Here is a 20,807-nt window from a genome sequence, read left to right as displayed (position 1 = left end):
AAAATAGAAGGAGTTCAACTATGAAACGCGTGATTACATACGGAACCTTTGACCTGCTGCATTATGGTCATATCAATCTTCTCCGCCGTGCAAAGGCATTGGGTGATTATTTGATCGTGGTGCTGTCTTCAGATGAATTCAACTGGAATGAGAAACAGAAAAAGTGCTATTTCACATACGAAGAGAGAAAGGCACTGCTTGAGTCTGTTCGTTATGTCGATCTTGTTATCCCTGAAGAAAATTGGGAACAGAAAAGAACAGATGTGCACGAATATCATGTAGATACTTTTGTAATGGGTGATGATTGGAAGGGTAAATTTGACTTCTTGAAAGAGGAAGGAGTTGAGGTTGTTTATCTGCCGAGAACCCCTGAAATCAGTACCACACAGATTAAGAATGATCTGAATAAGAAGTAAATTAAACTGGAAAAGCAGGGAGGAGTCCACTGAGTATGAATATAGGAACCTTTGCCCCAAATTATAATCGCATAGTGGATAAGACCCAGATCCCCACGTGCAACATCATGGGGGTAAATATAGCTGCCATCAATATGGACTGGCTACTGGATTTTACGGATAAGAACATCAAAGACTTATCTGGTGACTATATGTGTGTTTCTAATGTACACACTACAGTTACTTCTTATAATGATGCAGATTATTGTACCGTGCAGAACGGCGGTATTATGGCAATCCCAGACGGCGGCCCTTTATCTACAGTTGGTCGTAAGCGTGGTTATGAAAAAATGGAGAGAACCACGGGGCCTTCTTATATGGGAGAAATCTTGAAAATTTCCGCGGAAAAGGGCTATCGTCATTATTTTTATGGCTCCACGGAAGAAACTCTTGAGAAGTTATATAAAGCTCTGACCGAGAACTATCCGGGAATTCAGGTTGCTGGGATGTACAGCCCGCCGTTCAGACCGACAACCCCGGAAGAAGATGCTGCTGTGGTTAAGCGTATCAATGAGACAAAACCTGACTTTGTGTGGGTTGGACTGGGTGCTCCGAAACAGGAAAAGTGGATGGCGGCACACCAAGGAGTAATTGATGGATTTATGGTCGGTGTGGGAGCCGGCTTTGACTATTTTGCTGGAAACATTGAGAGAGCTCCCGAATGGATGCAGAAGTGCAATCTTGAGTGGGTTTATAGATTGATGCAAGATCCGAAGAGACTGTTCAAGAGATATTTGGTGACGAACACGAAGTTTATTTGGAATGCAGTGATAAGGGGTAAATAATGAAGCAAAAATTTCAAGATAAAGATTTTTATAATAATGGTTTTGACTTGATTCGCTATTGGGCTGCTATTAGCGTAATGCTGGGGCATTTTGCATGGAAGGCTCAGGCATTTTCAAATACACCGATAAAGGCAATGGATACGATGGTATCTGTCATGCACTTTTTTCCCGGAGTTGTATTACTTTTTGCAATTAGTGGATTCCTTGTTACGGCTTCATTGGAACGTTCTAAGTCAAAAAAGGAATATATGCTCAAACGAGTTGTACGTCTATACCCGGAACTGTGGGTATGTACTATTGTGAATCTTATTATGCTATGTAGTGTAGTGCCGAATTTGCTGGATAAAAGTATTATTGTTTGGCTTGGAACGCAGGTTTTCGGAGTTGCCAATACTCCCGGTTGTCTCGCAAATTTTGCAACAGGCAGTGTCAATGGCTCCCTTTGGACAATCTTTACGGAAATTCAGCTTTACATTGTCATTTGCTTCCTCAATGACTTTCTGAAAAAGATGAATAATGTGCAGTGGGGTATTGCTCTGACTGTAAGTGCTGCAGTGAATGTGGGCTGTGACTATGCCGCAAAATACTTCGGCGGAGCGATTGCCAAGATGATTGAAAGGGCATTTGTGCCATATTTCATTTGGTTCTTGCTGGGATGCTTTATCTACCATAAGCGAGATGTACTTATTCCAATTCTAAAAAAAATGACACTGCCGTTACTGGCTGTATATACAGTTCTGAGACTCTTAAACTGGAATCTTCCGGGATACTATGCGGGAATTATGGTTGGAATTCTAGCACCGCTAATTGCTATCGGGGGGGGGGGGTACTGCTTACCTGCGATTCGTATCAAATGCGACCTCACCTACGGAATTTTCCTCTATCACTGGGTTGTGCTGAATGTAATTGTGCATTATGACTTGATTAACCTGTGGGACTGGGGTTGGTGCTTGTTACTGCTTGTTACAGTAACATTTGCTCTTGCATGGCTTTCCTGGCGTTTTGTAGGAAGGGCATCAGGAAAACTGATTAAACGAATTTTAAATAAAATGAACTGAGAGGAAATATGAATGCAAAAGAAAACTAAGGTTTGCATGATTGTACAGAATAAAATGGTCAAGGGTGGTATTGCTGCTGTAGTAAGCGGATATTATGGCTCTAAGTTGGAACAGGACTATGACATGATATATGTCGAGTCCTACAAAGATGGTGGAAAACTGACAAAGTTATTCAAGGGTATCTGCGGATATTTCCACTTTGCTAAAGTATTGTTGGTAGACCGTCCTGATATTGTACATATGCATTCTTCCTTTGGTCCTTCTTTTTATCGTTCACTTCCCTTTATCTATATGTCATCTTGGGCAAAGAAATCGATGATTAATCATATTCACGGTTCGGAGTTTGATAAGCTTTACACCAACGCATCTGAGCGAAAAAAGAAGCTGGTTCGGAAGGCGTGGAGTAAATGTGCCAGATTTATTGTTTTGTCTGAAAGTTGGAAAGAGCGATTTTCAGAAGTTATTCCAACCGAGAAAATGACGGTTATTGAAAATTATAGTATCGTAAAAGATGGAATTGACAGAAGCCAGTGTAACAATCAGGTGTTGTTTTTAGGAGCAATCAATCAGATGAAGGGATGCTATGACATAGTTGATGTGACTAAGCGTGTAGCTGAAGTTGTGCCGGGTATTAAAATGGTGGTCGCAGGTGCTGGCGAAATCGAGCAGGTAAAGTCTAAATCGATAGCCGCAGGTGTTTCTGAGCATTTTGCTTTCCCAGGCTGGGTTCGCGGCGAACATAAGGAAAAGTTACTGAAAGAGAGCGATGTTTTCTTTCTGCCGTCCTATACGGAAGGAATGCCGATGTCGGTGCTGGATGCAATGGGATATGGTTTACCGATTGTTTCTACCAATGTTGGGGGGATTCCGAGAATTGTTCATGAGGGCGAAAATGGCTTCCTGCGTGAGCCAGGAGATATGACTGGTTTTACGGAGAAGATTATTCAAATTCTGACGGATGATACCATGAGAAAAAATATGGGTAAGCAGAGTCTGGAGATTGTGAAGATTAGATATTCGTTGGAGAAACATATTGAAGAAATAGAGAAAGTGTATGAAGGAGTAATCTGCAAATGAAAATTGGAATAATTACATTCTGCGAAGCTGTGAATTATGGTGCTTTTTTACAGGCGTTTTCATTAGGTGAATTTTTGAAAGAAAACAATCAGGATGTGGAATATATTACTACAAGATCTTTGAAGTCAGTTTATTGGAATGTTCACAATTTATATGCGTATCATCTGGATCGAATCGCTTTCAGAAATGAGTTCAGATATAAATGGAATAAAGCACAGAAGAAATTAAAAAAGACGAAGAAAAAAAGCGGGTACGATCTTGTCATCATTGGAAGTGATGAGATGTGGCAGTTAAATGGAAAGACGGTTAAACCCTTACCAGAATATTGGGGCGTGGGTATCGACAGCAAAAAGATTATCACATATGCGGTATGTTCTAATGGGACATCTTCAGAGCAGGTACGTGGATATCAGTTTGTAATAGATGGCATTCGTAAATTGGATAGCATTTCTGTTCGTGATACACGAACTCAGAGCGTCTATCAAGAATTGACGGATAAAGAAATCGATGTGCATGTAGACCCTACATTTTTAGTCGATCTAAGAAAGTATGCTGTTAAGCCACAATTGGATAAGTATCTTTTAGTCTATACATATTCTTTTGATACGGACAAAATTAAACGAACAAAAGAGTTTGCAAAGCAGAAAGGCTTAAAGATTGTAGCGGTCGGAAATAAGTTTGATTGGTGCGATTTTAGCCTTCCGGCATCACCCTTTGAAGTTTTAGGGCTGTTTATGAATGCAGAATATGTAGTGACGGATACATTTCATGGAACTGCACTGTCGATCCATTTTCATAGACAATTCTGTTCATTTGCAGATGGAAAAGAGAAAATCCTTGAGCTCATTAAAGAATTTCATTTAGAACACAGAAATGCTTGCAAGTATGAAACACTGAGTGAAATGGAGCGAGTCCCAGTAGATTATATAAAAGTTTCAGAAGAATTAAAGGAAAAACGAGATAAATCTCAGCAGTACTTAAGAGGATTTATTTCTTAAGGAGGTTAGTAATGAAACGGGTTCTTGTATATGGAATGACTGATAATCTGGGCGGTATGGAAACTTTTATGCTGAGTTATATACGCGGGATGCAAGATAACGATATTGTATTTGACTTTATTGCTCCGTATGAAAAAATTGCAATTGAACAAGAAGTAATTGCTCTCGGGGGAAAAGTTTATCATCTTCCGAGCAGAAAAAAATCATTTTTTGAATACCATCGCAGATTTAAAGAGTATATGCAGGAACATGCTACAGAGTATGACGCCGCATGGCTGAATGACTGTATGTTCTGTAATTTAGATTTGTTGAAGTTTGCAAAGAAATTTGGTATTAAAACAAGAATTATACATGCCCATAACTCTGAAGCAATGGGAAGTAAATCTCAGTTGGTTCGTCATACAATAAATAAAAATTTTGTGGCGAAATATGCAACTGATTTTTGGGCTTGCTCTGATTTGGCGGCTGAATGGAGCTATCCTAACTCGGTGAAAGAGAATAAAAACTATAGAGTGATTCCTAACGCAATAAATACGTTTAATTACCGCTATCGAGAAGATGTACGCTGTAAAATGAGAAAAGATTTGGGTTTGGAAGATAACTTTGTCATAGGAAATGTCGGTAGGTTACACTTTCAGAAGAACCAGGACTTCATGATAGAAATTTTCCGTGAATTGATTAAGAAAAAAACAAATGCAGTCTTATTGTTGATTGGCAGCGGAGAAGATGAGAAGAGATTAAAAGAAAAGGTAAGCACATACGGTTTAGAAGATAACATACATTTTCTGGGATTAAGAACAGATGTACCGGATTTGCTTCAGGCTATGGATGTGTTTTTAATGCCATCCAAATTTGAAGGCTTGGGAATTGTTGCGATTGAAGCACAGACGGCTGGATTGCCTTGTGTTATGTCTGATGTAATTCCGCACGAAACAAAAGTGACGGAAAATACAGTTTATTTAAACTTAGGGACACCTGCGGAACAGTGGTCAAAACAAATAGAAAAGTTTTACGACTTCAAAAGAAAAGATGAGTGCACAAGCGTTATTGAACATGGGTTTGATATCAAAGTAGCTTCTCAGAAACTTTTTGCGTGGTTTGAACGTATTTAGCTTTGTAGTCTAGAAACATAAAGGGGAACATCATGAGGGCTTATGTTGCAAAACATACAAAAGATGATATTAGGATGAAATCGAGATCCGGTGGTGCTTTTTTTGCAATAGCACAGCGATTTATGGATGAATACGATGGCGTAGTGTATGGGTGCTATTTTGATATTGGTGAAAAAGTAGCTAAACATATTAGAATAGATAATTCGGCAGATCTGTCTAAACTGCAGGGATCTAAATATGTACAAAGTGACAGTTCAGATGGAATGAAACAAGCACTGATAGATTTACATAATGGTAAAAAGGTGCTGTTTTCAGGAACAGCTTGTCAAGTTGCAGGAATAATTAGTGCGTGTCCTAAGGTTGAAAAGAATAATCTTTTTACGCTGGATATAGTATGTCGGGGAATTCCGAGCCCTGGTGTATGCACCGCATGGCTTAATAAGAAAATGGAAAGTATTGATGATGAGTTGGTTCAATTCGATTTTCGGAATAAATCTAAGTTCGGATGGGCGGCAGCTAAGGAAACAATTTACACAAACTCCAAACAGTATGATAGTGATGAATATGCAAAATTATTTTATGGACATAACATGATACGACCTAGCTGTTACAAGTGCTTGTATAGAGGGCTGAATCGTGTATCAGATATAACATTGGGAGACGCTTGGGGAGTAGGAGAAGCAGATTTCTTTGATGAAAAAGGCATATCACTGGTTTTGGTTAATTCCAATCGCGGAGAAAAAATGATGGAAGATGTAGACTTGTATGTAAGAGAAGTAGATATTCAAAATTATATGCAGCCTGCACTTACAGATTCGTTTAAGGAACCTGCGGATAGAAACGCATTTTGGAGAAAATATCATTCGTCTGACATTCTAGATGTAATGTTATTTGAAAATGGAACTGGCCTGTTCAAGGTTAAACGATATGTGAGAAAAGCAGCATATCAATTATTTAGAAGATTGGGAAAAAACGATGAAAATTTATCAAAATAAGGCTGGAGTGTATTTACCAGATGAGTGCCAACCAGTATCAAATAAGTGGCAGAAATATAGACCACACGAATCGGTGCGTTATGTTTTTGTGAAAGATTCTGAAAATGAGAAAAAGCTACCGGAACTATACGCGAAGCGTGAAGAATGTTGTGGATGCGGTGCATGTTATGCGGTGTGTCCCTTGAGTGGAGATGACAGACCAATTCGAGCAAAACGGAATATAGAAGGAAATCTTAACGGTGAAGATGGTTATAATTTTAGCTGCCAAATAGGAAAAAATCTTGTGAAGGATTATATTCATACCGGCGCAATAACTCTCTTGCCTGACGAAGAGGGATTTTTATACCCCGTTGTTGATGCCGAAATTTGTATAAGATGTTACAAATGTATCAATGCGTGTCCAAACCATTGATTGTGTAACGGAATGTGAGGAACACAGCATAATGAAGAAGAGAGTTTTTATTTTAAGTAACAGCAAATTGCCACATGGGGATGCTAATTCTAATTATATTTTATATATGAGCAAAGCCTTAGCTTATGCCGGATGGGATGTAATTGCAATCGGAAGCCATAATGGTGAAGATAGAACCGAAGTACAAGTTGACGAAAATTTAATTTGTGTTAATATTCCGTTTCAGAAGAAAAAGATGCCAATGAAAATCAAGGGAACGCTGTTATTTGGAAATCTAATACATCGTGAGTTGAGCAAATGGAATATTAATTCAGATGATTATTTCATCTTGTATGGCGGATATATTAGTTTGTTTTCACAAATAGCAAAAAAATATCAATGCATTCCTAAAAAACATATAATTACATGCGTAGTAGAATGGCCGATGGCAAGCCAGTATAAGCTTGGCAAGCTAGATCCTGTGTATCTGTTATGGCATAGGATATTTTATAAATGGATGCCATATTGGGGAAAAGTGATTGTAATTAGCAAAAATCTTCAAAGGCATTTTGATGCTTTGAGTTGTAGTACTTTTTATTTACCGCCTTTAATCGATTCGGAAGAAGCCGGCTTGGGTGAAGTTTGTGAAAATGGTAACCCAGTTAAATTTATCTATGCTGGTGCGTTTTCTAAGAAAGATGCACTTGATAGCATGTTAATTGCCTTGAATTCACTTTCCGGCGAAGAATTGGAGAAATTCCAATTTCACATAACAAATAATAAACCTGAGCAGATCAAAGAATATCTGGGAAAATACGGATACATATTAGATAAATTTAAAAATATTCTTCATATTCACGGATGGCTCGAATACGAAGAATTGATGAGCTTATATTCTACTGCAGACTATTTGTTGTTAGCAAGACCGAATAATCAATATACGATATCAAATTTTCCGAGTAAGGTTCCTGAAATGATGAATTATGGAATCGTACCAGTTTGTACCAGAGTAGGTGATTATACGGAAGACTTTTTGACAGACAATGTTGACAGCATCATTTTTGATGGTTGCGAACCAGAAGATTGTGCAAATGCAATAAGAAGAGCTATATCAAAGTCTTTTGAAGAAAGACAACAATTAAAAAATAACTCCAAAGAAAATTCGAAAACAATGTTTGATTATAGAAGTTGGAGTAACAGATTGAATAAGTTTCTTGAAGTGTGAATGTCAGAAATAAAGAGGGAGTAACGTATGATCAGTGTAATAACACCTACATATAATTCAGAAGAATATTTAGAAGAGTGTATTAAAGGTATGATGTCTCAAACTTATCGAGATTTTGAACACATTATTGTAGACGGCGGATCTAAAGATGGGACGCTTGAAATTATAAAGAAATATGAAGGAAAATATCCGATGCGCTGGATAAGTGAGAAGGATAATGGTATGTATGATGCTATTTCAAAAGGATTCAAAATGGCAAAAGGAGATGTCTTTTGTTGGATTAATTCTGATGATATGTATATGCCTTGGACGCTTGCTACTATCAATAAGGTAATCAACAAAGAGGTCAACGGACATAAAGTTCAGTGGTGTGTAGGACTTGGTTCGCGATATACTGAAGACGGAATCAATTATATCGTTGGCAAAGGCATTCAGGTGTTTCCACACGAATTTATTCGTAAAGGCTGGCACAATGGACCTAAATTGGGATGCCTGCAACAAGAATCGAGTTTTTGGAGTAGAGCATTGTATGAATCTGTTGGTGGTATTGATACCCATTTTAAACTCGCCGGCGATTTTGATCTGTGGAAGCGTTTTGCGGAAAAGGAGCGTTTGTATAGCATCAATTCTGTTGTCTCTGGTTTTAGAATTCACGAAGGACAGAAGTCAGGTGATAGAATGGCATACCTAAATGAAGAAGGCGGCATGAAACCATACGAAAAAGTGCTGGCGAAACTGAAGATTTATAAGATTATTGATAGGATTGCTTCAGTCAGGAGTAAAGATTTAGCGATTCATGTAGAGAAACTGTAATCAATTAAACATATCCTGATTGGCGTTTTAAGGAGGAGTAAAGTGAAAATCACGATTGGTGAAAACAAGGTGATATGTAATACTAATATCAATACTATTTTGCAATATTTCTTGATATATTTACTGATAATATCACACGGCGCAAAAATCTATTCATTAAATGAATGGACATTTACATACCTGAGTTTAATTATTGGCGCTGTGTACATTCTGATGAATAGAAATAAATTTCAAAATAAATATATTGTCCACATGCTGGTTATTGTTGTTTTTATGTTTGTATTAGTATTTGTTCACAGTCAGCCATATTTTCTCACTGTTGCAATCAAGGTTATAGAACCACTCATCCTTCTATTTACTGCATTTAATATCGATAAAGAGCATTTTTTTAATAGAGTTGTGAAGGCTATTCTCTTCTTTGCAGTAATAAGCTTAGGATTCTATCTTGTTCAGATTTTTGATGCCAGTAAATTAAAACAATATTTGGTACAAGTTCCTGGTTGGGAACTGAGTGACTTTTATGGTACGCTTTTTTATACCTATCGTGGAGTGTATGCCGGTTTCAGAAATAATGGGATTTTTACAGAACCAGGTTTATATCAAATGGTACTTAATGCGGCGTTGATGATTGGACTTTACTTTCCGGAATATCTTGAAATGCCAAAGAAACATTATACAATAAGCATATTGCTTCTCATCATTACCATCTTAACAACTGGTAGTACGACTGGATATATGTCTTTGGGGATTATTATTGTCGGATTTCTTGTCAAGCGTAATACTGATATACTAAATCGGCGAGCACGAAGATATGTTATTGGCATTATAGTTGTTGTTCTGATTTTCTTAATTATTAACAACAGTATGTGTGGTACAGATAGTATTTTGAATATTTTTGTGTTTTCAAAATTTAATGAGATGCAAAGTTTTGAAAATGCATCAGGGAATGCTAGATTATCGATGATGAATGTATGTGGTGAGATAATCAAAAATAATCCTTTGGCGTTGTTTTTAGGCTCAGGATTTACTGAATTAACCAATGCTATTGTAACTAGTGGGGTTTATGCGACAGGTGCGTTTATTGTAAGTTTTGTAACAGCAGCAGGAATCCCTGCGGCAATATTTGTTTATTACCCGTATATTCTAAAACCAATTCTCAAAAAGAAGAATATTATATTAGGATTAGTATTTGCACTGGTGTGGCTGAATACAAGTTTAGCACAATCAAGATATATTTATCCGTTTTTAATTCTGTTACCTTATTTATTGGATGGAGCTAATAGAAAAAGGAATGCAATAGAAGTGGAGAGGTAGACGCATATTATGTATGAAATATTTGAAAATGCAAGAGACAATCAAGAAATATTTGAAGCTTATTCAAATTTACAAAATTATAAGGTTTTGAATTTTGACAGGCAGGGGGGGTACTGTTACATATTTTTTACTTCCCATGGTTTGTTTTTTCCAACAACAATTTCAGAATTTAAAAAAGAAGTTGTTGAAAAAGATAAATTTGAATGGATGAATATTGGAAGCGAACAAAAACTTCAAGAAAAAGCTGCAAAGCAGATTTTTGTTAGGGATATTTATAAAAATTTCTGTATTGAAGGGATTAGCGCGGAATTTAACAGCCATTATAAGGTCGCTGAAAAACTGAAAATGTTAACTCAAGGATATAAAGTAGTTACAGTTGGATCTTCGGCAGGTGGATTCATGGCAATACTATTTGGATGTTTATTGAACGCAGAAGCAATTTATGCTTTTTCCCCACAGATATCACTGGAAATCTATAACAAATACCATCCAATTAGATATTTCGATAAATATCGTGTTGAGCAGCAGTATATGGATTTGAAACAGTTGATAAATGAATACAAGGGTACATTGTATTTCTTCTATGCGAATGCCTGTGACGAAGATATTGCACAATATGAGCATATTGCAGATCTGGAGAATGTAAGATTCTTTTCGATTAATGGGAAAGTGCATGGAGCACCTTTGTATGGTATTTCTATTAGAGAAGTACTATGTATGTCGTACTGTGAGCTGGATAATCTTTTCAAAAAATACAATAAAAGAAAAATTAGCCCAGAAAGATTCATGTTTGCAACCAATAGTCCTATGGAAAGTATACCCTATATTTGCGGTCGAATGGTAAAAAAGACTATTCGGAAAATAAAAAAAAACGGAGGACGATAGCAATCTTATGAACAAAATATTTACAAAATATAGTAGTATGTCTGCACCAGTAAAGGCATCGCTTTGGTTTGTCTTTTGCAGTGTTGTTCAGCGTGGGATATCGATGCTCACTACACCAATATTCACGAGAATTCTAACACAAGAAGAGTATGGAACTATAAGTGTATATAACTCTTGGCTGGGGATCATCACGATTATAGTTACATTAGAATTGGCTACAGGTGTGTTTAATAAGGCGATGATTAAATACAAAGATGATAGAGATGGGTATGCTTCATCAACACTATTTCTGTCATCGTGTGTGACTGTTGCTTTTTTTGTCGTGTACATTGTGGGATATGAGTATTGGAATAGCCTTTTTGAATTAAGTACTGTATTTATGGTCATGATGTTTACAGATATTTTCTTCACAGAGGCGATGCTTTTTTGGACAGTTAGGAAACGCTTTGAATTTGAATATAAAAGCGTTGTTGCTATTACATTAATTTCAAACGTATTGGCATCTGCATTAAGTGTTGTTTTTGTTTTAGTGAGTTCGAATTACCGGGCAGAGTTGAAAGTTTTGGGCATCGTGGTAGTGCATGTTGTGGTTTATGGTTTGGTGTATCTTAAAATATTGAAGAAAGGGAAAAAATTAATTCAACCCCAATATTGGAAATATGCAGTTACTTACAATTTACCTTTAATTCCTCATTATTTATCACAAACAATATTAAACCAGTCTGACAGAATTATGATTAGCAGAATCACAAGTATGGGTGATGCAGCTGTATATACAGTAGCCTATCAGATTGCTGTATTGATGAATATTCTGACAAATGCAATACATGCTTCCTTTGCGCCGTGGGCATATCAATGTATTTCTGAAAAAAAATACAAGAAAATCGGTGAGATGACGCTCACAATTTTAATTGTGATGTCTATTATGTGTTTTCTGTTTTCTTTGTTTGCCCCTGAAATAATCTTGATTTTAGGTGGAAAAGACTATTTTGAAGCTGTTTGGATTGTTCCTCCAGTTGCAATGAGTATAGTATTTAATATGCTGTACAGTCTAATTGGAAACTTTGCGTTCTATTATGAGAAAACTAAGTTTGTTATGTTTGGTACGTTAACAGCAGCTGTTATCAATATCATATTAAATGCCATCTTTATCCCGATGTTTGGATTTGTGGCAGCAGGATATACCACCTTAGTGTGCTACATTCTATATAGCATGCTTCATTATTTTTTTATGCTTAGGATATGTAAAGCGGAAGGCATACAGCAACCTTTTAATGGCAAGGCCATTTGGGGCGTTGCATTGATTTCTGTCTTATTGTCCGTGTTGGCATCAAGCTTGTATAACTATACAGTAATAAGATATGTGGTTGTTCTAGTCACAATGGTTGCACTCTATGTGAAGCGCAGTGTGATTATTCGCATCCTCAATCTTAAGAAGAAGGGAGATTAAATATGCTTGATCGTAAGTATCTGACTGATGAAGTAATTGATGGATATAAAGTGTCTGCGAATAGAAAAAAGTTGTGGGTGACTGAATTGGATTTGCTGTCATTTCTGGAAGAAGTATGTATACGAGAAAATATAAATTATTATTTATTGTTTGGTTCTGCCATTGGGGCGGTTAGACATAAAGGGTTTATACCGTGGGACGATGATATTGACCTTGGTATGTTACGTGAGGACTTTGAAAAATTTCTAAATGCCGACAAGAGTGATTGGCCCGAGTATATAGATGTACAGTATGGTATTTCAGAACACGGCGTCGATACATTGTTACGAATCAGAGATGCAAGGACAACAGGAATTACCAGAGGGGATCTCAATAAAAACGGTAATAAAGGTGCATTTATCGAAATATATGTCTTTGATGCAGCTGACAATAAAGTAATTAGAAATATACAACTAAAGCTCACCAGTTTTTTAGAAAGAAGCATGGCGTGTTATTTTTTGCCATCACAAAGCATGAACATCAAAAAGAAAGCTAGAGCATTCTTGGTTAATTTAATCGGAATTAAAAGAACTTGGTCGTTGTTCGATAAAGTTTGCAGATTACAAAATTCACATAAAAATTCGATATATGTGGATACTCCTTGTTTGCCCAATTATGCTAAAACTGGACAACACTTGTTCTATCGAGCAGATGTTGAGAAATCGATTTATGTTCCGTTCGAGTATACTAAAGTAAGAATCCCTAAGGGGTATGACAGGTGTTTGTCTACACGATATGGGGCCTATATGGAAATGCCTCCTATTGAAAAAAGAGGAACGCATCATTCTTTTGAAGTTTTTTATGACCCTAATTGTCCATATACTGAATATGAGAATAGTCCACTTTTGGAGCAGTATTTTGCGGGCGATTTATCTTTGGAAAAGTTATGATTTTTCATAAAAGGTATAAATTGTTTGTAAGTAGGTAATAATCCGTATCTTGACAAGAGAAAACCGCCCGGTAGTTTACACCGGGCGGATACAAATTATTTTTTCAGTTTTGTATAGCAGTCAGCTGGGAGCGATTTTAACCATGGAAGCAGCTGAAGCAAATCACTTTCTTTGGGAAATGGACCAAGATCTTTCATTTGTCCCAGGACATACGTCAGATAGTTATAAGGTTTCAGGCTGTTCAGTAGTGCTGTTTCCGTTATACTGTATACGGTCGCACTGGCATCTGCGCCCTTGATACTTTTAGCAAACAGCCAGTTCCGGCGTCCAATGGCAAAATTCTTGATCGCACGTTCGGCAGCTTATCTTCATATAAGAATAAGCTGCCGAAAGAGCAATCCGTGGTTTTTGTATCGGAAAGAAGAATTGGCAGATGATCGATACAATTCACGGAGCAAAATCTTCCGCAATCATTTACAGCATTGTGGAAACTGCAAAAGCGAATAATCTGAAGCCTTTTGATTATGTAGAATATCTTTTGGAAGAAATCCCGAAACACATGGATAACAGGGACTATTCCTTTTTGGAAGATCTTTTGCCTTGGTCAGAAAAACTTCCGGCAGAAATTCGCAAATCTTAAATACTGGTGGCTGCAAAGCAGCCGCCAAAAAATGTCAAGGTACTCGCTATTTTGCGTTTACGGAAAGAAGAGTGCAAGTATGGGACTCTATTTAAATCCAGGGAATGAAATATTTGCAGAACTTGTTCAGGCAGATACTTATGTCGATAAAACAGGTTTGATTGCATATATGAATGGTTGTATTGGAAAAGCAAAACATTTGATTGCGTCCAGCAGACCGAGAAGATTCGGGAAAACATTGGCTGCTCAGATGCTAACTTCATATTACAGTAAAGGTTGCGATTCCAGTGAAGTCTTTAGCAATCTTGAAATTGCAAAGGATAAAACATTTGAACTGCACCTCAATAAGTATGATGTAATTAGTCTTGATGTTCAGTGGATGCGTGGCGTTGCAATCGGAAAAATTCAAGAGGGAGAAAACACGACTGTATTAGGATATATACAGAGCGAGATCTTGAAAGAGCTTCGACAGGAATATCCTCAATATGTGAATGAAAAAGAAAATTCCGTTGCGGCAGCACTTGCAAATATCAACCAGGAAACTAAGAAAAAGTTCATTATCATCATTGATGAGTGGGATTGTGTATTTAGAGAAGATAAGGAAAATCTTGCTTTGCAGTCTGAGTATATTAATTTTCTTAGAAGTCTTTTCAAGGGAGGTCCAGCTGATCGATTCGTAAAACTGGCATATATCACAGGAATTCTGCCAATTAAGAAATATGGTACACAGTCTGCTTTAAATAATTTTAGAGAACTTACCATGATTTCACCGGGAGGGATTGCAAAGTATATTGGCTTTACGGAAACAGAAGTTAAGGTGCTTTGCAAAGAGTATGATATGCCATTTACAGAAATGAAGAAATGGTATGATGGTTACTATTTGAACCGGGTTGGTCATGTATACAGCCCGAATTCTGTAATGGAAGCAATCAATAACGAAGAATTTCAAAATTACTGGTCACAAACAGAAACATATGAATCACTCAAAGTTTATATCGAAATGGACTTTGACGATCTAAAGCAGAGAATTGTGGATATGCTGGGCGGATTAAGAATCAAAATAGAAGTAGGTTCTTTCCATAATGATATGACTACATTCCACTGTGCAGATGATGTTTTGACATTGCTGATTCATCTGGGATACCTTGCCTATGACAGCAAAACTGAAGAAGCTTTTATTCCGAATGAAGAAGTACGCAGTGCATTTGTCCTTGCAACTAGAAATAGAGGGTGGGATGAAGTTTACAAGGCAATCGAAAATTCGGAGAAACTTCTAAAAGCGACCCTTGCAATGGATGAGACAGCGGTAGCCAAAATGCTGCAGGATGTTCATATGCAAAACAGTTCCAGATATCTTACTTGTAGGAATCAATTACGATAAGAAAACTAAGGAACATCAGTGCAGGATTGAAAAATATGAAATGTAAATAGTACAAAAATTTCTGTTATGTAGTTATTTTGTGTTCAGGTGCTGACCCTCTTACTTTTTTGAGAGGAAAATTATGGCAGAACAAAAGAGCTTTAAGGAGCGAGTGAAAGAAGAAGCAATGTAAGCGCGATAATGTATAATTAATTTTGCAAATTCAATTTCATAAAAATAGACATGGTCTATAGCCGTTTGGTAGAATAAAGTTACCACACAAAATATACCATAGGAGGTATAGAACCATGTCTGATAACATTATACATCTACAGCTTTTGGCTCAGACACTTCATATTATGAAGGAGTTGGAATGTTAGGGGATATCACAGCTGCCGATAAGACTTATATCGCAACGGTCAGAACAGATGTTCTGCGAATCCGATGGATTTGTGCTACTGTATAAACGCATGGAAGTTCAAGGCAGATTTTGCTGGCCTAGAAATCAGTTAGAAGTAAAACAACTAAAGTTAGTTGTTAAATTCATATTTTTATAACGAGGGAAAACCAATGATTGAGGATAAGGAAAAGGTAGTTGATTTAGAAGATTATAATACTATGGAAGTAAAAGAAGAGCATACAGAAGATGATGTAACAGAAGATTATCCTGACCTGAGTATAAAAATTGAGTCTGCCAGGTTTTCTATTTTTGAATTAAAGAGACGATATGACAGAGGAATGATATGTGTTGATCCGGATTTTCAAAGGTTAGCTGTATGGTCGAATAAACAAAAGTCAGAATTAATTGAATCTGTTATTATGGGGATTCCTCTTCCGCTGATTTATTTAGCAGAAAATGCAGATGGAAAACTGGTTGTAGTTGATGGACGCCAGCGTCTTACAACTTTTTTTGAATTTTTGAATAATAGTTTTCGGTTAAGAGATTTGAAGATATTAAAACAGATTAATGGTATGAACATACAGGAAATGGACAAAAATATCAAGTATTCCCGATATGTGACTATGATTGAGGATACGCAGCTTGCAATACAGATCATTAAACACCCTACGAAAGACAGAGTAAGATTTGATATTTTTGACAGAGTAAATCGAGGCGGTACTCCGCTTAACAAGCAGGAAATGCGAAATGCATTATATCAGGGAAATGCAACAAAGCTGTTGAACAGGCTGTCTCATATGCCAAGTTTTAAAAAAGCAACAGGAAATTCAATTTCTCCAACACATATGAAAGACAAGTATATTATCCTTCGTGCCTTATGCTTTTATTTGTTATATCAGGGAGAAATAGTAAATTCAAATAATGAAAAGATAGAGTATCGAAGTGATATGGAAGAATTTCTCGGAACAGGAATGCAGCTTTTTAACAGTATGTCAGAGGAAAGATTATATGCATTAGAAAAATTGTTTGATCAGACAATGCAAAGAGCATATGAATGTATGGGGGAAGATGGATTCAGGATTCCATCTAAGGGCAAGAGCAGAAGACCTATCAGTATGACTTTGTTTGAAACGCTGTTTTATTATTATACATTGTTCGAAAAAAATTTTGATATCAGTATGATGAGACAGGGGGTAAAAGAATTACTGTGTGATGGAGAATATTTAGAAAGTCTACAGTACACGGTAGACAGTTCTTTTCGTGTGGCGAAACGTTTTCAAAAGGTGACAGACAAGTATAAGGAGATTATAGATGTTAGAAAAAATAAGCGTGCAGGGGTTTAAATGCTTTGAATGTGAGGAGCTTACTTTAAAAAATCTGAACCTATTTACTGGAATAAATTCAGCAGGTAAATCGTCAATGATACAGGCTATTTTACTTTTGATACAGCAGAAGGATAAGATACAGAACCCGTTAAACGGCAAATATGTTCGTCTGGGACTCCTTCAGGATGTAAAAAACACAGTTACAAATGCTAAAAAAGTCAAAATTAGTGTAGAGACAGAGGAATCAAAAGAGAAATGTCAATTTGAGCTATACGCAGACAGAGAATTTAAAACAGAAAATATGCAGGCGGTTTCCAAGATGGATTTTATCTATTTATCTGCGGAAAGAATGGGAGCAGAAGATATTTATCCACAGAATTTAACAGATGAATACAGGATCGGGGTTCATGGAGAGTATGCATTTGATTATCTGAGTCAAAATAAATGGAATCCATTATGCGAAGCGGATTTTCAATATCCGGAGATCGGAGCGAATCTGGGAAGCCAGGTAGATTACTGGTTAAATTATATTATGGGATATCAGGTGATCGCAGAGCGTGTTTTGGGGACAGAAGTAGTAAGAGTTTCCTATAGTAGAAAGCTAAGTGGAAGCAGAGCTGTGAAGCCTGGCCATGTTGGAACAGGGGTAAGCTATCTTGCAAATGTAATTATTTCCGCATTATCCTGCAAAAAAGGAAGCTTGTTCATTATTGAAAATCCTGAAATTCATCTTCACCCCGGAGCGCAGTCAAAGCTGCTGGAATTTCTTAGCTTTTTATCTGCAAGAGGTTTGCAGATTATTGTAGAAACACATAGTGATCATATTTTTAATGGATTGAGAAAAAGTATAAAGCAGAAAAAATATCTGCAGAACAGGCAAAGGTATATTTCTTTAAATTAGATGAGAATTATCTGAGCAGACCGGTTTTCATAGAAATAGATGAAAATGGGATTATTAAAAATTATGAGAAGGGTTTGTTCGATCAGTTTGATGAAGATCTGGACGATTTGCTAGGATTATAAAAGGGACAGATCAGTGCGCATATAATGTGGGGTGCATGATGAACAGAATATACTTAAATGAATTATCGTTAGAGGGACAATTTAAAAACCTTGACAGTTTTTTTGATGAAATAAAACCAGTAATGAAATGCTTGAAATATGTGAAGGAGCAAGGCGAAAAAATATACAAATCTTCAGATTTTTATGGGCGAAAAATCACTCCGGATAAAACATGGAATGATTTAAGAGGAGAAAAGAGTGATATGGCAAAACGTTTGAAGTCTCTTTTATTATCGACTACAGATTCTCCTCCATTCTGGGATTTAGAGGAAATGGGCCAGGATTTAAGTGCAATGTATAAATGGAATGACTTAGATGTATCAGGAACCTCAATTGCCGAAGGGGCACGTCTGAACTTTTCAAGGCTGGAAAGAGAGCATGGATTTGATTATTTTGAAAAAGATGTGATCTGTGATTGTATTCGAGCATTTGACAGATTTGTACAATTGGAGGATTGGAATGAAGTATTTCAGGACAAGTCTCTTGTATATAAGAAGTATTCTCCGTCCTCTAAAGGAAAAAACTGGTTTTTGACAAGTAAATATTCGGATAAACAGATAGATAAATTTCGCTGTGTAAATCCCAAGAGATGTTTTGGATTCAGAGATGATGGTATATTTTATGTCCTGCGTATGGAAAGAGATCACAGCGTTAGTGATAATGGATAACTTTGGGGGCTGTAGCAATAAAAAACAATATTACAAACAGACGTACATATAATATTTCAGGAATTTCCGATGTTTTTATGAGGTATTACAGTGGCAATACTTTATGTTAAGTAGCCACTGCAGCCTCCCTTTTCTTTAAATGTCTGTCAATGATCAGAAGAAACGCAGCAGTAGAAACAACGGCGCTGACAAAATCTGACAGCGGTTCTGCATAGAATGCCGCAGACGCCTGGAAGAACAGCGGAAGAGTAATGGTTCCGGCAACGTACAGCAGTTTTCTTAATACAGAAAGGGAAAGCGCTGTCTTTGTGCGTTCCAGAGCAGTCAGTGCATCTACGAATACATACTGGAAGCTTAAAGGAATGATCATCATGGTAAATATTTTGATTCCCCAGACAGAGAAGTCCATGTATTCCTTACTGGAGGTAAACAGGCGGACAAAGCTTCCCGGAACAAAGCGGGACAGGATAAACATAAAAGTAGTAAACATAAGCATCAGTGCCAGGTTTGTGCGTACTGTTTTTTTGACACGTTGTGTCTGGCGGGCGCCGTAGTTATAGCTGATGATCGCCTGAGTTCCGCCGCTGATCCCAATCATGGGAGAGGTGATCAGTAGCATATAGCTCTGAACAATCGTAGCGCAGGTGATCAGCATATCGCCCTGCTTCGGTCCGCCGTATTTTTGAAGAACAGTGTTCATAACGATTAGAAGAATACTGTCTGTTGCAAGGATCAGGAACGGGGACATTCCAAGGTAAATAATATTAAGCATCAGCCGCCGACTGTAATTTCCAAAGGAAATGCGTACATGAACTTTTTTGCTGAACAGAAAAAGCAACGCAAAAGTACAGGACGCCATCTGAGAAATGACAGTGGCAATGGCTGCTCCTGCCACATCCATATGGAATAAAAAGATAAAAACAGGATCAAGTATAATGTTGGAAATTGCGCCAATGAGTACAGTTGTCATTCCTGCAACCGGGAATCCCTGACAGTTGATAAAATAATTAAGACCTGCCGCCATCAGTGCGAAAAAAGTTCCGGCAGTGTAAATGGTCATATAAGTATCTGCATATGGAAAAGTGATCTCGCTGGCTCCAAACCATATCAGAAGGTGATCTTTCATAAAAAGAAATGCCACTGTAAGAATAACAGAGAATCCGCACAGCATTAAAAAGGAGTTGGACAAAATCTGTCTGGCTTTTGGAAGATCACGTTCTCCCATTCGGATTCCCAGAAGAATGGAACCGCCCAGACCGACCAGAGTCCCAAAAGACAACAGAAGTGTTACAATGGGACCGCATACGCCCACACCTGCCAGAGCCAGAGCTCCGATTTTGGGAATATGTCCAATGTACATGCGGTCAATAATACTGTAAAGAACATTGACAAACTGGGCGATCATTGCCGGAATGGCAAGACGCAGCACCAGTGAAGATACCGGATCTTTTCCAAGATCTGCTGAAGTTTTCATAATTCATTTCTCCCACCCAAAAAGTGTGCAGGATACCTGCACCGAACATTACTATAGCAGAAGCCCTGGGGCAATTCAACTGATAAAAAGGATATTTCTTTCGGAAACAGATGAAAAAAGAGGAGATAAAAAACAGAGCTTGCAGGGAAAGCAGAAATTTGAGGAAAAATGGAGGAATGTAGATGAATTCCGGCATTTTTCAGATTTACAACTTATTATGTATATGATAGAATGAAAAATAATGCGATAAGAATTTGAAAGATCTGATTGAAAAAACAGATTGACAATAGTAACATAGGAGCAAGGCAGTGATATCAGTCCATTGCCGTTGTTTTATGTAAATGTACTTTGGGATTCTGAGTATGATCTCGCATTGTTTTATGAAACTAGA

General features: G+C 37.2%; 20 protein-coding genes and 2 pseudogenes. 20 read left to right on the top strand and 2 right to left on the bottom strand.

The window, feature by feature from the left end:
* The first annotated feature begins 20 nt into the window (after positions 1 to 20).
* Genes tagD through LU279_RS09835 form a run of 14 tightly spaced genes read left to right on the top strand, consistent with a single transcriptional unit; the run spans position 21 to position 13,487 of the window.
* The gene (tagD, locus tag LU279_RS09900; protein WP_274422368.1) at positions 21 to 416 is read left to right on the top strand and encodes a glycerol-3-phosphate cytidylyltransferase; all 396 of its coding nucleotides are present in this window, start codon (positions 21 to 23) and stop codon (positions 414 to 416) included.
* A 35-nt stretch (positions 417 to 451) separates the two neighbouring features.
* Complete coding sequence (locus tag LU279_RS09895; protein ID WP_274422367.1) at positions 452 to 1,240, top strand: WecB/TagA/CpsF family glycosyltransferase; 789 nt, start codon at positions 452 to 454, stop codon at positions 1,238 to 1,240.
* Entirely contained in the window at positions 1,240 to 2,298 is a 1,059-nt protein-coding gene (locus LU279_RS09890) for an acyltransferase family protein (RefSeq protein WP_274422366.1), read from the top strand. The genes LU279_RS09895 and LU279_RS09890 overlap by 1 nt, the downstream gene beginning before the upstream one ends.
* 12 nt (positions 2,299 to 2,310) lie before the next feature.
* Positions 2,311 to 3,375 (top strand): glycosyltransferase family 4 protein, encoded by a 1,065-nt coding sequence (locus tag LU279_RS09885; RefSeq protein WP_274422365.1) that lies wholly within the window; start codon positions 2,311 to 2,313, stop codon positions 3,373 to 3,375.
* The gene (locus tag LU279_RS09880) at positions 3,372 to 4,373 is read left to right on the top strand and encodes a polysaccharide pyruvyl transferase family protein (protein ID WP_274422364.1); all 1,002 of its coding nucleotides are present in this window, start codon (positions 3,372 to 3,374) and stop codon (positions 4,371 to 4,373) included. Before LU279_RS09885 ends, LU279_RS09880 begins: the two co-directional genes overlap by 4 nt.
* Positions 4,374 to 4,384: 11 nt before the next feature.
* Positions 4,385 to 5,485: a glycosyltransferase family 1 protein gene (locus LU279_RS09875; protein WP_274422363.1), complete on the top strand. Its 1,101-nt coding sequence runs from the start codon at positions 4,385 to 4,387 to the stop codon at positions 5,483 to 5,485.
* A gap of 32 nt (positions 5,486 to 5,517) precedes the next feature.
* Positions 5,518 to 6,480, top strand: coding sequence for a Coenzyme F420 hydrogenase/dehydrogenase, beta subunit C-terminal domain (locus LU279_RS09870; RefSeq protein WP_274422362.1), 963 nt, complete (start codon positions 5,518 to 5,520; stop codon positions 6,478 to 6,480).
* Positions 6,461 to 6,892 (top strand): 4Fe-4S binding protein, encoded by a 432-nt coding sequence (locus LU279_RS09865; RefSeq protein ID WP_118567168.1) that lies wholly within the window; start codon positions 6,461 to 6,463, stop codon positions 6,890 to 6,892. The genes LU279_RS09870 and LU279_RS09865 overlap by 20 nt, the downstream gene beginning before the upstream one ends.
* Before the next feature lie 31 nt (positions 6,893 to 6,923).
* A complete protein-coding gene (locus LU279_RS09860; RefSeq protein ID WP_274422361.1) occupies positions 6,924 to 8,096 on the top strand; it encodes a glycosyltransferase family 4 protein in 1,173 nt (390 codons plus the stop codon).
* Between the two features lie 27 nt (positions 8,097 to 8,123).
* Positions 8,124 to 8,909 (top strand): glycosyltransferase family 2 protein, encoded by a 786-nt coding sequence (locus tag LU279_RS09855; protein ID WP_274422360.1) that lies wholly within the window; start codon positions 8,124 to 8,126, stop codon positions 8,907 to 8,909.
* A gap of 42 nt (positions 8,910 to 8,951) precedes the next feature.
* Positions 8,952 to 10,223, top strand: coding sequence for an O-antigen ligase family protein (locus LU279_RS09850; protein WP_274422359.1), 1,272 nt, complete (start codon positions 8,952 to 8,954; stop codon positions 10,221 to 10,223).
* Between the two features lie 9 nt (positions 10,224 to 10,232).
* Positions 10,233 to 11,108 (top strand): hypothetical protein, encoded by an 876-nt coding sequence (locus tag LU279_RS09845; RefSeq protein WP_274422358.1) that lies wholly within the window; start codon positions 10,233 to 10,235, stop codon positions 11,106 to 11,108.
* Positions 11,109 to 11,115: 7 nt separating this feature from the next.
* Complete coding sequence (locus LU279_RS09840) at positions 11,116 to 12,558, top strand: lipopolysaccharide biosynthesis protein (protein WP_274422357.1); 1,443 nt, start codon at positions 11,116 to 11,118, stop codon at positions 12,556 to 12,558.
* Positions 12,559 to 12,560: 2 nt separating this feature from the next.
* Entirely contained in the window at positions 12,561 to 13,487 is a 927-nt protein-coding gene (locus tag LU279_RS09835) for a LicD family protein (RefSeq protein ID WP_274422356.1), read from the top strand.
* A gap of 95 nt (positions 13,488 to 13,582) precedes the next feature.
* Here LU279_RS09835 and LU279_RS09830 read toward each other — a convergent pair.
* Positions 13,583 to 13,849: pseudogene (locus LU279_RS09830) on the bottom strand (transposase domain-containing protein); the annotation flags it as partial.
* Between the two features lie 20 nt (positions 13,850 to 13,869).
* On the opposite strand from LU279_RS09830, the pseudogene LU279_RS09825 reads away from it, so the two are divergent.
* The 6 genes and pseudogenes from LU279_RS09825 to LU279_RS09805 all read left to right on the top strand — a co-directional run.
* Positions 13,870 to 14,127, top strand: a pseudogene (locus LU279_RS09825) (transposase domain-containing protein); the annotation flags it as partial.
* 79 nt (positions 14,128 to 14,206) lie between these two features.
* Positions 14,207 to 15,508 (top strand): AAA family ATPase, encoded by a 1,302-nt coding sequence (locus LU279_RS09820; protein WP_274422355.1) that lies wholly within the window; start codon positions 14,207 to 14,209, stop codon positions 15,506 to 15,508.
* Positions 15,509 to 16,057: 549 nt separating this feature from the next.
* Positions 16,058 to 17,230: a DUF262 domain-containing protein gene (locus LU279_RS09815; protein ID WP_274422354.1), complete on the top strand. Its 1,173-nt coding sequence runs from the start codon at positions 16,058 to 16,060 to the stop codon at positions 17,228 to 17,230.
* The gene (locus tag LU279_RS09810) at positions 17,199 to 18,113 is read left to right on the top strand and encodes an AAA family ATPase (RefSeq protein WP_274422353.1); all 915 of its coding nucleotides are present in this window, start codon (positions 17,199 to 17,201) and stop codon (positions 18,111 to 18,113) included. Before LU279_RS09815 ends, LU279_RS09810 begins: the two co-directional genes overlap by 32 nt.
* On the top strand, positions 18,047 to 18,235 hold the full coding sequence (locus tag LU279_RS13625) for a DUF3696 domain-containing protein (RefSeq protein ID WP_442870155.1): 189 nt from the start codon (positions 18,047 to 18,049) through the stop codon (positions 18,233 to 18,235). Before LU279_RS09810 ends, LU279_RS13625 begins: the two co-directional genes overlap by 67 nt.
* 35 nt (positions 18,236 to 18,270) lie before the next feature.
* Entirely contained in the window at positions 18,271 to 18,942 is a 672-nt protein-coding gene (locus tag LU279_RS09805) for a hypothetical protein (protein ID WP_274422352.1), read from the top strand.
* A 106-nt stretch (positions 18,943 to 19,048) separates the two neighbouring features.
* On the opposite strand, the gene LU279_RS09800 is transcribed toward LU279_RS09805, so the two are convergent.
* The gene (locus tag LU279_RS09800; protein ID WP_274422351.1) at positions 19,049 to 20,416 is read right to left on the bottom strand and encodes an MATE family efflux transporter; all 1,368 of its coding nucleotides are present in this window, start codon (positions 20,414 to 20,416) and stop codon (positions 19,049 to 19,051) included.
* Positions 20,417 to 20,807: the final 391 nt, after the last annotated feature.

It is taken from the genome of Blautia sp. XA-2221, from assembly GCF_028767025.1.
GTDB lineage: Bacteria > Bacillota > Clostridia > Lachnospirales > Lachnospiraceae > Blautia_A.
Note: the sequence above shows the minus strand (reverse complement) of the source record. Positions and strands in the feature narration are given on the sequence as shown.

Excerpts from the sequence above, each read along its gene's own strand:
- tagD (WP_274422368.1), top strand. The coding sequence starts at position 21 with ATGAAACGCGTGATTACATACGGAACCTTTGACCTGCTGCATTATGGT.
- LU279_RS09895 (WP_274422367.1), top strand. The coding sequence starts at position 452 with ATGAATATAGGAACCTTTGCCCCAAATTATAATCGCATAGTGGATAAG.
- LU279_RS09890 (WP_274422366.1), top strand. The coding sequence starts at position 1,240 with ATGAAGCAAAAATTTCAAGATAAAGATTTTTATAATAATGGTTTTGAC.
- LU279_RS09885 (WP_274422365.1), top strand. The coding sequence starts at position 2,311 with ATGCAAAAGAAAACTAAGGTTTGCATGATTGTACAGAATAAAATGGTC.
- LU279_RS09880 (WP_274422364.1), top strand. The coding sequence starts at position 3,372 with ATGAAAATTGGAATAATTACATTCTGCGAAGCTGTGAATTATGGTGCT.
- LU279_RS09875 (WP_274422363.1), top strand. The coding sequence starts at position 4,385 with ATGAAACGGGTTCTTGTATATGGAATGACTGATAATCTGGGCGGTATG.
- LU279_RS09870 (WP_274422362.1), top strand. The coding sequence starts at position 5,518 with ATGAGGGCTTATGTTGCAAAACATACAAAAGATGATATTAGGATGAAA.
- LU279_RS09865 (WP_118567168.1), top strand. The coding sequence starts at position 6,461 with ATGAAAATTTATCAAAATAAGGCTGGAGTGTATTTACCAGATGAGTGC.
- LU279_RS09860 (WP_274422361.1), top strand. The coding sequence starts at position 6,924 with ATGAAGAAGAGAGTTTTTATTTTAAGTAACAGCAAATTGCCACATGGG.
- LU279_RS09855 (WP_274422360.1), top strand. The coding sequence starts at position 8,124 with ATGATCAGTGTAATAACACCTACATATAATTCAGAAGAATATTTAGAA.
- LU279_RS09845 (WP_274422358.1), top strand. The coding sequence starts at position 10,233 with ATGTATGAAATATTTGAAAATGCAAGAGACAATCAAGAAATATTTGAA.
- LU279_RS09840 (WP_274422357.1), top strand. The coding sequence starts at position 11,116 with ATGAACAAAATATTTACAAAATATAGTAGTATGTCTGCACCAGTAAAG.
- LU279_RS09835 (WP_274422356.1), top strand. The coding sequence starts at position 12,561 with ATGCTTGATCGTAAGTATCTGACTGATGAAGTAATTGATGGATATAAA.
- LU279_RS09820 (WP_274422355.1), top strand. The coding sequence starts at position 14,207 with ATGGGACTCTATTTAAATCCAGGGAATGAAATATTTGCAGAACTTGTT.
- LU279_RS09815 (WP_274422354.1), top strand. The coding sequence starts at position 16,058 with ATGATTGAGGATAAGGAAAAGGTAGTTGATTTAGAAGATTATAATACT.
- LU279_RS09810 (WP_274422353.1), top strand. The coding sequence starts at position 17,199 with ATGTTAGAAAAAATAAGCGTGCAGGGGTTTAAATGCTTTGAATGTGAG.
- LU279_RS09805 (WP_274422352.1), top strand. The coding sequence starts at position 18,271 with ATGATGAACAGAATATACTTAAATGAATTATCGTTAGAGGGACAATTT.
- LU279_RS09800 (WP_274422351.1), bottom strand. The coding sequence starts at position 20,416 with ATGAAAACTTCAGCAGATCTTGGAAAAGATCCGGTATCTTCACTGGTG.